The sequence below is a fragment of the Aquimarina megaterium XH134 genome (assembly GCF_000520975.1).
Classification (GTDB): Bacteria; Bacteroidota; Bacteroidia; order Flavobacteriales; family Flavobacteriaceae; genus Aquimarina; species Aquimarina megaterium.
On the sequence record NZ_JACB01000001.1, the window covers coordinates 455,197 to 468,256 of the forward strand.

At 34.2% G+C, this 13,060-nt stretch carries 12 protein-coding genes; 10 read left to right on the top strand and 2 right to left on the bottom strand.

All coding sequences use genetic code 11. The features are described from left to right. Window positions 1–6 precede the first annotated feature (6 nt). Window positions 7–1,710, bottom strand: coding sequence for a glycerol-3-phosphate dehydrogenase/oxidase (locus Z053_RS0102130; protein WP_025663383.1), 1,704 nt, complete (start codon window positions 1,708–1,710; stop codon window positions 7–9). A gap of 34 nt (window positions 1,711–1,744) precedes the next feature. Then, window positions 1,745–2,755 (bottom strand): LacI family DNA-binding transcriptional regulator, encoded by a 1,011-nt coding sequence (locus tag Z053_RS0102135; RefSeq protein ID WP_025663384.1) that lies wholly within the window; start codon window positions 2,753–2,755, stop codon window positions 1,745–1,747. Between the two features lie 281 nt (window positions 2,756–3,036). On the opposite strand from Z053_RS0102135, the gene Z053_RS0102140 reads away from it, so the two are divergent. From Z053_RS0102140 to Z053_RS27735, 10 genes are all read left to right on the top strand, one after another. After that, window positions 3,037–3,372, top strand: coding sequence for an arsenosugar biosynthesis-associated peroxidase-like protein (locus tag Z053_RS0102140; protein WP_024771685.1), 336 nt, complete (start codon window positions 3,037–3,039; stop codon window positions 3,370–3,372). Window positions 3,373–3,499: 127 nt separating this feature from the next. Next, on the top strand, window positions 3,500–4,567 hold the full coding sequence (gene arsS / locus Z053_RS0102145) for an arsenosugar biosynthesis radical SAM (seleno)protein ArsS (RefSeq protein WP_025663385.1): 1,068 nt from the start codon (window positions 3,500–3,502) through the stop codon (window positions 4,565–4,567). Window positions 4,568–4,585: 18 nt separating this feature from the next. Next, the gene (locus Z053_RS0102150; protein ID WP_025663386.1) at window positions 4,586–5,083 is read left to right on the top strand and encodes a rhodanese-like domain-containing protein; all 498 of its coding nucleotides are present in this window, start codon (window positions 4,586–4,588) and stop codon (window positions 5,081–5,083) included. Further along, entirely contained in the window at window positions 5,080–5,685 is a 606-nt protein-coding gene (locus tag Z053_RS0102155) for a TIGR04282 family arsenosugar biosynthesis glycosyltransferase (protein ID WP_025663387.1), read from the top strand. Before Z053_RS0102150 ends, Z053_RS0102155 begins: the two co-directional genes overlap by 4 nt. A gap of 8 nt (window positions 5,686–5,693) precedes the next feature. Then, complete coding sequence (locus tag Z053_RS0102160; RefSeq protein ID WP_025663388.1) at window positions 5,694–6,506, top strand: purine-nucleoside phosphorylase; 813 nt, start codon at window positions 5,694–5,696, stop codon at window positions 6,504–6,506. 98 nt (window positions 6,507–6,604) lie between these two features. Continuing rightward, window positions 6,605–7,573, top strand: coding sequence for an arsenosugar biosynthesis arsenite methyltransferase ArsM (gene arsM / locus Z053_RS0102165; RefSeq protein ID WP_025663389.1), 969 nt, complete (start codon window positions 6,605–6,607; stop codon window positions 7,571–7,573). A 149-nt stretch (window positions 7,574–7,722) separates the two neighbouring features. Beyond that, window positions 7,723–8,841 carry an inorganic phosphate transporter gene (locus Z053_RS0102170; protein WP_025663390.1) on the top strand — a complete coding sequence of 373 codons (1,119 nt, stop codon included), beginning with the start codon at window positions 7,723–7,725 and terminating at the stop codon, window positions 8,839–8,841. A gap of 100 nt (window positions 8,842–8,941) precedes the next feature. Beyond that, a complete protein-coding gene (locus Z053_RS0102175) occupies window positions 8,942–10,060 on the top strand; it encodes a pyridoxal phosphate-dependent aminotransferase (RefSeq protein ID WP_025663391.1) in 1,119 nt (372 codons plus the stop codon). Between the two features lie 181 nt (window positions 10,061–10,241). Next, entirely contained in the window at window positions 10,242–11,747 is a 1,506-nt protein-coding gene (locus Z053_RS0102180; RefSeq protein ID WP_025663392.1) for a hypothetical protein, read from the top strand. Between the two features lie 306 nt (window positions 11,748–12,053). Further along, entirely contained in the window at window positions 12,054–12,962 is a 909-nt protein-coding gene (locus Z053_RS27735; protein WP_025663393.1) for a DUF547 domain-containing protein, read from the top strand. Window positions 12,963–13,060: the final 98 nt, after the last annotated feature.

The window sequence follows — 13,060 nt, forward strand, 5'->3', positions numbered from 1 at the left end:
CCTATTTTACATAAATTCTTTTTCATAATAAGTAGTAGCATCCTGTAATAACAAATCAAGATATCTATTTTCGGTTTCGATACGAATTTCATCCCAGTTTAAATATTCAACAATATCTTCTTGAATCAATAATCGATATTTATGAACACTATTAATATTGAAATAGAGTCTCCCCGTTCTTCTTACAAAGAAATCTGCTAAGCCATTGGTCATTTCATAGTGAATACAATACCACAGTTCTGCCCGTATCAATCGTTCTATCATTTCATCATTTGAAAAACGCTTCATATTATCTATAATAATATCTGCTTGTTTACCATAAGTCGAAGTAAGGTACCAACCATAATAAAAATCCTCTAGTTTTAAAGCTTTGAGTTGTTGAATAATCTTATACTGGTATGCATGTACTTCTTCGGTATCTTTAAGAGGTGTACTGGTAAGTGGTATTTTCTGTGTATGTGATTCAGAAAACTTACTACTCGTTTTATTACTCATTGTTTTAAGTACGGTATCGATTACACGTTGTGCCATTTTACGATATCCTGTAAGTTTTCCTCCTGCTATAGAAATTAATCCTGTTTTTGACACAAAGATTTCGTCTTTTCTAGACAATTCTGAAGGGTCTTTACCATCTTCATGAATTAAGGGACGTAATCCCGCCCAATTCGACTCAATATCATTTCTGGTAAGTTTTAAATCGGGAAACATGTGATTTACTGCTTTCAGTAAATAGTCTGCATCTTGTTTTGTAGCGACTACCCGATTAAGGTTTGCATTATAATTAGTATCTGTGGTTCCTACATATGTTGCTCTTCCTCTGGGAATAGCAAAAATCATTCTACCATCTGGCACATCAAAGTAAATAGATTGTGTAAGAGGAAACCGGACTCTCGAGAAAACAAGATGCACACCTTTGGTCAAATGCAAATGTTTACTACTCATCGAGTGATCTTTTTCTCTTAGCAAATCTACCCATGGCCCTGCTGCAGAAATATAGCTTCTAGATCGAATTGAAAAGCTTTTCTTTGTATTATGATCTATACATTTTAGACTTTTGATCTTACCTTCTTCATTATAATTAAAAGAAGTCATTTCACAATAATTGATACTATTAGCACCAAAAAAAGCTGCTTTTTTTAGCAATTCTATAGTAAGTCGTGCATCATCTGTCCTGTATTCTGCATAGTATCCTCCTCCTGTAAGTCCTTCTTCGCTAAGCAAAGGTTCTTTATTTAATGTTTCTTGCGCGGTAAGCATTTTTCGCTTGTCATCACCTTCTACATTAGCCAAAAAATCATAAATTTTTAATCCTACAGATGCCATTAACTTACCGTATGTTCCTCCTTCGATAATAGGAAGTAACATCTTTTCTGGCATTACCAAATGTGGTGCTAACTTATGTACTATTGCCCGTTCACTTCCCGATTCTTTAACCAGGCCGATTTCCATTTGTTTTAGATATCTAAGTCCGCCATGAATAAGTTTAGTAGATTTATTACTGGTACCCGAGGCAAAATCATTCTTCTCTACCAGGCAAACTTTTAAACCTCTAGAAGCAGCATCTAATGCAGTTCCTGCTCCTGTAACTCCTCCTCCGATCACAACAAGATCATACGTTTCATTTTTTGCATTTTGCAACTGCATATCACGGTCTAAAACCGAAAATCTAATCGAATTTTCTTCTTTTGCGATACCCTTATCTTTATTCACTATACTTGTTTAGATGTTTACCTCTGCTTATATTTTAATGGGTAGAATCTCTTAAAATTAAAGATGTTTTAACGATTTCGGTATTGGTTTTGTGATTTTCAACAAAATCATCTAATTGGTTTACTAAAATCTGGGCAGCTTTTACTCCTAAGTCCTCTGCATGTTGAGAAACAGTTGTAAGTTTTGGATACGAATATTTAGACAACAAACCATCGGTAAACCCAATAACCGAAATATTTTCAGGGATTTTGTACCCTAACTTATGTGACATATTTATAGTGATAGCAGCAGCCGTCTCATCTAATCCAAGAACCGCATCAATATCATTATTTTTAAGAAATTTTTCTATTTCTTGCTCATTATTATTAGAGTCTTTTACCACCAATTCTATTAAGGATACCTGATCATTAACACCTATAGCTTCTCTTGCTCCTTCTAAACGCAAATTGGCGACACTTAGACCACCAATTGTTGTAATTACCGCTATCTTTTTACAACCTGTATCAATGAGATATTTTACAGCTGTTTTTGAAGCTTGTTTATCGTCAACAATCACTTTATCACAATCGATCTCTTCTGTAACTCTATCAAACATTACAATCGGTACATTATCTCTTTTTAACTCTTTGAAATGTTCGAATTTATTGAGAACCTGAGTTTCCTGACTTAGTGATACAATAAATCCATCAACACTACTATAGTTTAACATCTCTACATATTCTACTTCTTTTTTATACGATTCGTTTGTAATGCAGGTCACTATTTTATATCCATTTTCTGAAGCTTCCTGTTCAATTCCGTAAAGTACTTTTGCAAAAAAATGATTAAGAATTTCGGGTAGTATTATTCCTATAGTTTTGGTTTTATTACTTTTTAAACTTACCGCCAGAGCATTTGGTTTATAATTATAAAAATCTGCAAGTTCATGCACTCTGGTAATAGTCTTTTGACTAATCTCTGAGTCGTTTTTTAACGATTTTGAAACTGTAGAAATAGAAAGATTTAATTCTCTGGCAAGTTGTTTTAGGGTTACTTTTTTCCTCATAGCTTCAATTTTGACTTCATAGTATTAGAAGAAGAACTGTCGAACTTCAACGCCTAAATTAAGCTTTTTTCTTAACGTAATATTAATATAGTGATGAGTTTGTAGTGTAATTCCTATATTTTTGCCAAAAAAATAGTTCATTTATTAATTAGGGTTTTTTATCTTACATATCTTTAAGAATTCGCATACTTTTTAAAGAAATAAACAATTTCTAATGTAAGTATAACATACCATCAACGACATAATATTGCATGTCTGTAACTCAAAAAAAATAATTCCATATGTCAAAAACATATTATGACCCTGCCGACTTAAGAAAATTTGGAAAAATCACTGAGTGGAGTGAAGAATTAGGTACTAAATTCTTTGATTACTACGGTAAGGTCTTTGAAGAAGGAGCGCTAAGTGCTCGAGAAAAATCATTAATTGCACTTGCTGTTTCTCATGTTGTAAAATGCCCTTATTGCATTGATGCTTATACCAAGGACGGACTACAACGAGGGATTACAAAAGAAGAAATGATGGAAGCAGTACATGCAGGTGCTGCTATAGAAAGTGGCGCTACTTTGGTTCATGGAGTACAGATGATGAATAAATATGATAAGCTTTCTATGTAGGTAAATTTGGATGTATAGAAGCAAAGCTTTATGAGTCTAAATATTAGCTTGTATTGAGGGAAGTGAAACCAAAAAAGATCGCCCAAATTAGATTAGCCCCAAAAGAAATATAACCCAAGAACAGAAGATGTCAGAAGTTAAATCAAAACAATCTTTACATAAACGAAATGATCAGTTAGCAAATGCAAACAGACAACTAGAAATCCTAAACAACGGTATTTTTGCTAGTGGTGAACTCCCTCGGTTTTCTGATAAAATTGCAGAAATTGGTCACTCTACTTTGCGCCCTAATAAGTTAGAAATTTTGCAAATTAATGTAGGGTATATGTGCAATCAGGTTTGTGAACATTGCCATGTAGATGCAGGTCCTGATCGTAAAGAAATTATGACTAGGGAAACCATGCAGCAATGCCTGGATGTTATAAAAAAAACCGGGGCTCATACTTTGGATTTAACAGGAGGAGCTCCCGAAATGAATCCTAACTTTAGATGGTTTGTAGAAGAAGCAAGTAAAGCAGGAATCAAAGATTTTATTGTACGTAGTAATCTTACGATTATTAGAGCAAATAAAAAATATTATGATCTTCCTGATTTTTTCAAAAAACATAATGTACATGTAGTCTCTTCTATGCCCCACTGGACCAGAGGAAAAACAGATAAGCAACGTGGTAATGGTGTTTTTGACAAATCTATAAAAGCACTTCAGGAGCTTAATGACAGAGGGTATGGTATGCCGGGTAGTACCTTAAGGCTAGATTTGGTATACAATCCTTCGGGAGCATTCTTACCAGGAGATCAGGCATCAATGGAGAAAGATTTTAAAAAGGCATTGTTAGAAGATTTCAATATTCAATTCCATAATCTTTTTGCAATTACCAATTTACCCATTAGCAGGTTTTTGGATTACCTAATTGCTTCAGAAAATTATGAAGATTATATGTATGCTTTGGTAGAAGCGTATAATCCGGATGCTGTAGCAAATGTAATGTGTACTAATACAATCTCTGTAAGTTGGGATGGATGGTTATATGATTGTGATTTTAATCAGATGTTAGATCTTAAAGTAGCCAGTAAAGTAAAACATATAAGTGAGTATAACGAAGAATTACTTCAGGACAGAAATATTATCATTTCGCAACATTGTTATGGGTGTACAGCGGGAGCAGGAAGTAGTTGTCAGGGAACAGTAGCCTAATATTTCTTGAAACCCAAAATGAGGATTTTTATACTTTCAATATCATTATTTTTTTCTATTATAGCTAGTGCTCAGAGTTCATTAGATGAATTACTACGTCTATACAATAACCAAAGTATTCCTTATATATCAGTTTCAACATTAAAAACTATTCAGGATACAGTACTAGTACTGGATGCAAGAGAGAGAAAAGAATATCAGATCAGTCATTTAAAAGAAGCAATTCATGTTGGATATGATAACTTCAAAATAGATTCTATTACAAAACAACATATTCCAAAAGACTCACATATAGTCGTCTATTGCAGTATTGGCATTCGATCAGAAGATATCTCAGAACAGCTTAAAAAAGCTGGATATACTAATGTTTATAATTTGTATGGGGGTATTTTTGAATGGAAAAATAGAGGCATGCCTATTCTAAACGCTAAAGAAGAATTAACAGATGAAGTTCATACCTATTCTGAAGAATGGAGTAAATGGCTATTTAAAGGAAAAAAAATCTATTCAAATTGAAAGAAAAAAATCTACTTCTAATCTTTACCCGAAATCCAGAATTGGGTAAATGTAAGACTCGGCTGGCAGCCACTATTGGGGATCAGGCAGCTTTGGATATCTATAAATTTCTGCTACAACATACGGTTGAAATTACTAAAAATCTAGATGTTCATAAAGAAGTTCATTATTCTGTAAAAATAAGAGATAATGACTCTTGGAATCCTGAGATTTATACCAAAAAACAACAGGTGGGAGATGATTTGGGGCAGCGAATGGAGTATGCTTTTGCAGCAGGTTTTGCTAATGGATATCAAAATATTATCATTATCGGAAGTGATCTGTATGATGTAACCCAAAAAGATATTGAAAATGCGTTTCTGGCTTTGGCATCTCATGAGTATGTAATTGGCCCCGCAGAAGATGGAGGATACTATTTATTTGGAATGAAATCCTTAAATTCACAAGTTTTTAAAAACAAAACCTGGGGAACAGAAACTGTTCTTAAGGATACATTAAAAAATATTCAAAACGAAAACCTAAAATTATTAGAAGAACGCAATGATATTGATTATTATGAAGATATTAAAGACATTGCAGTTTTTCAAAAATTTCTAAGCTAACAAACAATATGATCAAGTACATCGAAGAAACCACAGAATTCCTTCAGAAAAAAGGCTTTGAAAATCCTGAAATAGGAATCATACTAGGAACAGGGTTAGGACAATTAATTAATGAAATAGAGGTCATTAAAGAAGTAAGTTATAATCATATTCCTAATTTCCCGACAGCTACTGTAGAATTTCATAAAGGAAAACTAATTTATGGAAAACTAGGAGGCAAAAATGTAATCGTTATGCAGGGGCGTTTTCATCTTTATGAAGGATATTCGCTTCAGGATGTGACCTATCCGGTGCGTATTATGCATAAACTGGGAATCAAAACCTTATTAGTTTCTAATGCCTCTGGAGCTGTTAATCTCAATTTCAAAAAAGGAGAATTAATGCTTATCGATGATCATATTAACTTACAAGGAGGCTCGCCTCTGGCTTTTAAAGGTGTAGAACAATTAGGAAGTCGTTTTACAGATATGAGTGCTCCTTATAATGCAGATATAAATGCAAAACTCGAATCTATTGCCAAAGAAAATAACATCAATCTTCACAAAGGAGTATATGCCTCTGTAGTGGGTCCTCAACTCGAGACTCGTGCAGAGTATCGATATCTTAAAATTATCGGTGCCGATGCAGTAGGAATGAGTACTGTTCCCGAAGTGATTGTCGCTAATCATCTGGATCTGTCTGTAGCTGCTGTTTCTGTTCTTACCGACGAATGTGATCCCGACGATCTAAAACCAATCAATATCGATGAAATTATTGCAATGGCAGGAAAAGCAGAGCCAGAAATGATCCTATTATTTAAAGAATTAATAAAATCATTGTAAACGGTAGTGAAAGTTTTTTTTCCACTTTCCGACAAAACTGATTATAACCCAAAATAACTTATATTTCCTTCTTAATTGGAAACGACAAAAATTAATATATGAGCTACTTAAATACCACTCACGATGTGTATAAAGAAGCAGCATTAACCCCAGATATAGGTTTATGCTGTACCACTAACCCCATCTGGGAACTACCTGGACTTAAGATTCCTAAAATTATGCAGGAAATGAACTATGGTTGTGGTAGTACGGTAAATGCACGTGACTTAACTAATTCTCCCAAAGTCTTATATGTTGGCGTTGGAGGCGGAATGGAATTATTGCAATTCTCTTATTTCTCTCGTCAGAAAAGTGGTGTTATAGGTATCGATGTTGTGAATGAAATGTTGGATGCTTCTCGTAAGAATTTTGAAGAAGCCGAAGCTCAAAATGACTGGTTTAAAAGTGAATTCGTCGATCTAAGGTATGGAGATGCTCTTAATCTTCCTGTAGAAGATAACAGTATCGATGTTGCTGCACAAAACTGTTTGTTTAATATTTTTAAGGCAGATGATCTTCGAAAGGCGATCGAAGAAATGTATCGTGTATTAAAACCACATGGAAGATTAGTTATGAGTGATCCAACTTGCGAACAACCAATGAATGATACACTACGTAACGATGAGCGACTAAGAGCTTTATGCTTAAGCGGAAGTTTACCTATTGCAGAATATGTAAAAGCACTAACTGATGTAGGTTTTGGTACTATAGAAATCAGAGCGCGTAAACCTTACAGAATTTTGGATCCAAAACATTATGATACCGATGAATTGATCTACATTGAATCTATAGAAGTAGCAGCAATCAAAGATCCAATGCCAAAAGATGGCCCTTGTGTATTTACAGGAAAAGCAGCAATATACTACGGAGACGAAGATTATTTTGATGATAAAAAAGGGCACGTATTACTAAAAAATCAACCAATAGCAATATGCGATAAAACCGCTAGTGCTATAGCTGATTTAAACAGAGATGATATATTTATTAGCGAATCTACCTACCATTATGATGGAGGCGGATGCTGTTAAAAGCGAAGGCTAATTAACTATAACCTGAGAAGTCGAAGACAAGTATTTGCCTTCGGCTTCTTTTTTTGTTTTCTTTTATCGATACTGTAAGGTAACTCAAAACAATACGTCGGATTATGAACAATTAATTCTTAACTACATACATCCCGATGATATTGATTCTTCTTTTTATTGCTGCTTGTTTTTTGGCGTATAGTAATGGTGCTAATGATAATTTTAAAGGCGTTGCCACACTCTTCGGAAGTGGAACTACGAATTACAAAAAAGCAATAAATTGGGCTACAATAACAACATTCTCAGGTTCTGTCGCTGCTATCTTTTTAGCAGAAGAACTGGTAAAAAATTTTTCTGGAAAAGGACTGGTACCTAATGAATTAATTCAGATGCCAATTTTTGCAATCTCTATTGCTCTTGGAGCTGCTTTTACTGTATTTATCGCTACAAAAATAGGAATGCCAATATCAACAACTCATAGCCTTGTAGGTGCCCTTTTTGGTGCTGGAGTAATGGCCATTGGTGCCGAGTTTAATTTTGCAAAACTCGGAAAAACGTTTTTAGTTCCTCTTATTGTAAGTCCATTAATGGCAGCCGTATTAAGTTTATTATTGTATATCATGTTTAGATATATCAGGAAAAAACTTAATATCACAAAAAACAGTGGTATCTATATTGATAAAAAACAAGAAGCAGAGGCCATACCAGTTTCTGCACATCATATGAATACAGTTGCTGCAGAAACCAAGATTACAACTTCTATCCGCCACACCAAAGTAGAGACCTATAATGGAAAATTATTAGGTGTTAATTCACAGAAAATATTAGACAGTTTACATTACCTAAGTGCCGGGATTGTTAGTTTTGCACGAGGACTTAATGATACTCCTAAAATTGTAGGGTTATTATTGATTATTAATGCTTTGGATATTAAGTGGGGGATGATAGCTGTTGCTATTACAATGGCATTGGGAGGACTTATAAATGCCAAAAAAGTTGGTGTTATTATGAGTAAAAAAATCACTCCTATGAATTCTGGCCAAGGATTTACTGCTAATATGATTACTGGTCTATTAGTAACCACAGCAAGTATTCATGGCTTACCCGTTTCTACAACACATGTATCTGTTGGTTCTATATTTGGGATTGGTACCGTAACCAAAAAAGCAAATCCTAAGATGATTTCTAAAATATTATTATCCTGGGTGCTCACACTTCCGATAGCAGCTATTGCTAGTGGATTATTATTTAAGTTACTTCAAAGTATACTATAGTCAAATTCCAAAACTTACGAAGTTTAATTAAATCCATAAGAACTTTAAAATCAATAAATTGTTATCTTTAGAAAGCAAATCATTTTAAAGATAAAATATCATGGATAGAAGACAATGGTTAAAATCTACTTCGTTGGGAGGGAGTTTTGCATTATTAGGAGGTATAGGTATCACTAATGCGCTAACATTAGAAGAAATCAACACATTCAATCCCAGATCACTATCAAAACATATACGATTAAGTTCTAATGAGAACCCTTATGGCCCTTCAGAAAAGGTAAGAAAAGCCATTATAGCTGCTTTTGATCATAGCTGTCGATATCCATATGCTTATGCCGATGAATTAGCTACAATTTTAGCTCAAAAAGAAGGAGTAACCAAAGATCATATTATCATCTGCGGTGGTTCTACAGAAGGATTAAAAATCACGGGGCTTACTTTTGCTGCAAATGGAGGGGAAATTATTGCAGGAAAGCCTACTTTTCTGGCTATGATGACATATGCCAAGCAATGGGGAGCAGCCGTAAACTGGGTACCGGTGGGTGATGATAAAGGGTACGATATGGCAGAGATCGAAAAACGAATTTCTTCAAAAACAAAACTAGTTTTTCTCTGTAATCCCAACAACCCAACCTCTACTATTCTTCCTTCAAAAAAGCTAATAGATTTTTGTGATGCTATTAGTAATAAGACTATTTTATTTAGTGATGAAGCTTATTATGACTATATCGAAGATCCTAATTATCCCTCGATGGTCGAACTCGTAAAACAAGAAAAAAATGTCATCGTATCCAGAACATTTTCGAAAGTATATGGTATGGCGGGTCTTCGTATCGGTTATCTTATTGCAAAACCGGCTTTAGCAGAAAAGCTTCGAAGAAATATGGTGGCCTATAGCAATGTTCCCGCTATTGCTGCAGCTAAAGAAGCACTAAATGATAAGGAATTTTATAATTTCAGCCTACAAAAGACTCGGGAAGCAAAAGAAATGATTTATAAAACTCTGGATACTTTTAAACTACCTTATGTAAAATCGCATACCAACTTCATCTTCTTTAAATCTGGAAAAGATATACGCACATTACATAAAGAAATGTTAGAAAAAGGAGTCTTAATTGGTCGACCGTTTCCTCCTTTCTTTGATTGGTGTAGAATAAGTACAGGAACTATCGAAGAGGTCACACTATTTACCCAGGCGTTAGCCAGTCTTTATGAGTAATTTATATGATATTATTACAGATTAAGCCCTACATTTAAAGTCATAATTTTTTAAAGAAACAAATCGCATAACACACTACAAATAGTCTATTAACCCACTAAATATTAGTCTTTTACCCCTTGATCACTATTCGTAAAATACTTTATTTTAAGTTCCAATATTAACAACAAAAAAAACGAGTATGGACTTAGGAGAAGTAAAAATTGCAGTTGGTATCAATGTGGATATTATTAAGGGGATAGTTACTCATTTATATGCTACAGAAGTTATTCCTTCATCATTTGAATTTGGAGATATTCAAATTCAAATCAATGAACCAACAATAGAGGTTAGAGAGCCTGCCACTAACAATGCCAGGCTAGGTTTGCATATTACTGGTGAGTTTAAGAATGGAGATTCTGATGCTTCTCCATTTGATATTTGGATGAAACTTAGACCTTTTGTAAGAAGTGTTTCTGGTTCATCTCCCGTTGCAGCATTATCTGTTGATGAAGTAGAAGAAGCTACTCCAGAAGATATCGGTGGACTTGTAGGTACATTTGCTACTGGTTTAATCGATGATATCTTACAAAATATGGATATCCCTATTTATAATTCGCTGATCGGAGGAATAGAAGGGTCTGTTTTTGAAGAAGATGAAATTCCTAACCGATCCACCTGGAATACTGATTTCTATCTAGGAGCTATCTCACAAATAGAACATGTACAGGTTGGGTTTCCACCGGGACAGCCACAAAATCCACAAGTAAACGATAGTACGATGTTGGATACTACTCCTGCATTAATCGCCACATTAGCATTACCTGGAGAATCTGCTCAAATGCCTGAAAACCATTCTATAGTTCCAGAAAACACCGGAATTCAAATTGTTATATCCAGAGATGCTATGGATACTGTATTGGCCAAAAAAGCAGAAGAAAAAGTAGGAGAAAGTATTGAAGGAGCTACCATAAATGCTATGCAAATGAGTATGCATGATTTAGGAATTCAGATAAGTGGTGAAGCCGAAAAATCGGGAGCAACCATAGAATGGGATGGGGTTTTACTTCTATTTTTCAGAAAATTTTATAATGTAAAAGGCTCTATTCGCTGGCATGATGGATTTGTAAATGTATTTACTAGTGGAATTGATGTTGATGTAGACATCCCTTGGTATATAAAATTGTTGAGAGCATTTTTATTTGTTTTAGGGCCTATTGGCTGGATACTTGACGCCACTTTGATTGCTCCAAAAATTAGTGAGGCAGATGAAGCACCAGATCTTGTACGGGGAGCTTTTAGAGAAGAGGTTGGTGAAGCACTTCGAGACATGATTGGTAATGTCGGAGGGCTTTCTGGAGAAGATGAAGTTCCTTTTATGGATTTTGGACAAGATTCCTGGGTTCTTAATGGACATTACACACATAGTATTCTTGCTTTTTCAGGACTTAATCGCGATGAAATAGATAATGTAGAACACGATGTATTCGAAATAGAAGGAGCCCATGGTTCTTCTGTAGGAATGATTAACCTGGCTAGCGGGTATCGACTTCATCCCGAAGAATTGGGTAGATTATTAAAGAATGGTATTATGGAGATTCCGAATGTACATGGTGTAGAGGCCGATTTTGGGTTCTATGTTAGAACTAATCCTAATGATGATACTTCAGATAACTTAGTCGATCCTTTAGAGATTCATACAGATTGATCATCCAGAACCTTCGATCTAATGAAATTAAAATAACACTTCTACATCACACTCTAGGCTTGTCGAAGCAAACTCTAACCAAAGTTCTTCGACAAGCTTAACAGAACTATCGAGAAAAGGGTTTTTATTACAAAACTCTATTCTCGATATACTTGACCCAAAGTTGAGGCACTCGAATTGGCGAATTTCAAAATAAAAAAATATCAAAAAGTAGGTCACCGTTTAGTTTTTCAGAGAATCTTCATCGTAGTCAGAGTTTTATCCAACAGGAAATGTATCTTAGTTAAATTAAAAAGTGATTGCCAAATGAAGAACCTATTTTTTATCGTATTAATTTGTGTATTTGTTGCCTGCGGCGGAAGTAAAAAAGCCATTCAAAATGCTACTCCCAACGAGTATACTACACCTGAAGAAAAGGAAAATTCTCCTACAGTTACTGTTCCAATAGAAGAAAAAGCACCAGATACAGCGATTAAAAAAGTAGAACCCGAAGAAGTTAAAGTTGAAGAAGTTTCACAGCAACAAAAACAAACAGTAACACCAAAAGAAGATCCAAAAGTTGGTATCATTGAAGCATTTAATCATCAATCGTGGAATGATTTACTACAGAAGCATGTTTCTCCTACTGGCACTGTACGTTATATCGGTTTTAAACAAGATTACCTTGTATTGAAATCATATCTAGAAGCATTAAGTAAAAATATCCCCGCAGAAAACTGGAGTAAATCTGATGTTTTGGCATATTGGATAAATGTATATAATGCATTTACTGTAAAATTAATCCTGGACAATTATCCTATAAAAAGTATTAAAGACATTAAGGAACCATGGGATTTGCGTTTTTTTAAACTAGGAAACAAATGGTATACTCTTAATGATGTAGAGCATAGAATTTTACGAAAAATGGGAGATCCCAGGATTCATTTTGGTATCAATTGTGCCTCGATTTCTTGCCCTCCATTATTAAACAAAGCGTTCACAGCTCAAAATGTAGATCATGAGCTAGAAAAATTAGCGATTAACTTTATCAATGATACTAAACGAAATACAATAACTTCTAATAGTATTCAACTTTCTAAAATATTTACCTGGTTTGCAAAAGATTTTAAAACCGAAGGTTCTTTAATTTATTTTTTAAATAAATATTCTAGAATTACTATTAGTTCTAATGCGAAAAAGAGCTTCAAAAAATACAATTGGAGTTTAAACGAATAGTAAAACACTTATAATATTTTTACTCATTTATTGTCTAAATTCTTATTCCAATCCAAAATTTAAGAGGAAATAAGTAGTTGATTCTGGCTTTTTAAAAA

Excerpts from the sequence above, each read along its gene's own strand:
- Z053_RS0102135 (WP_025663384.1), bottom strand. The coding sequence starts at position 2,755 with ATGAGGAAAAAAGTAACCCTAAAACAACTTGCCAGAGAATTAAATCTT.
- Z053_RS0102140 (WP_024771685.1), top strand. The coding sequence starts at position 3,037 with ATGTCAAAAACATATTATGACCCTGCCGACTTAAGAAAATTTGGAAAA.
- arsS (WP_025663385.1), top strand. The coding sequence starts at position 3,500 with ATGTCAGAAGTTAAATCAAAACAATCTTTACATAAACGAAATGATCAG.
- Z053_RS0102150 (WP_025663386.1), top strand. The coding sequence starts at position 4,586 with ATGAGGATTTTTATACTTTCAATATCATTATTTTTTTCTATTATAGCT.
- Z053_RS0102160 (WP_025663388.1), top strand. The coding sequence starts at position 5,694 with ATGATCAAGTACATCGAAGAAACCACAGAATTCCTTCAGAAAAAAGGC.
- arsM (WP_025663389.1), top strand. The coding sequence starts at position 6,605 with ATGAGCTACTTAAATACCACTCACGATGTGTATAAAGAAGCAGCATTA.
- Z053_RS0102170 (WP_025663390.1), top strand. The coding sequence starts at position 7,723 with ATGATATTGATTCTTCTTTTTATTGCTGCTTGTTTTTTGGCGTATAGT.
- Z053_RS0102175 (WP_025663391.1), top strand. The coding sequence starts at position 8,942 with ATGGATAGAAGACAATGGTTAAAATCTACTTCGTTGGGAGGGAGTTTT.
- Z053_RS0102180 (WP_025663392.1), top strand. The coding sequence starts at position 10,242 with ATGGACTTAGGAGAAGTAAAAATTGCAGTTGGTATCAATGTGGATATT.
- Z053_RS27735 (WP_025663393.1), top strand. The coding sequence starts at position 12,054 with ATGAAGAACCTATTTTTTATCGTATTAATTTGTGTATTTGTTGCCTGC.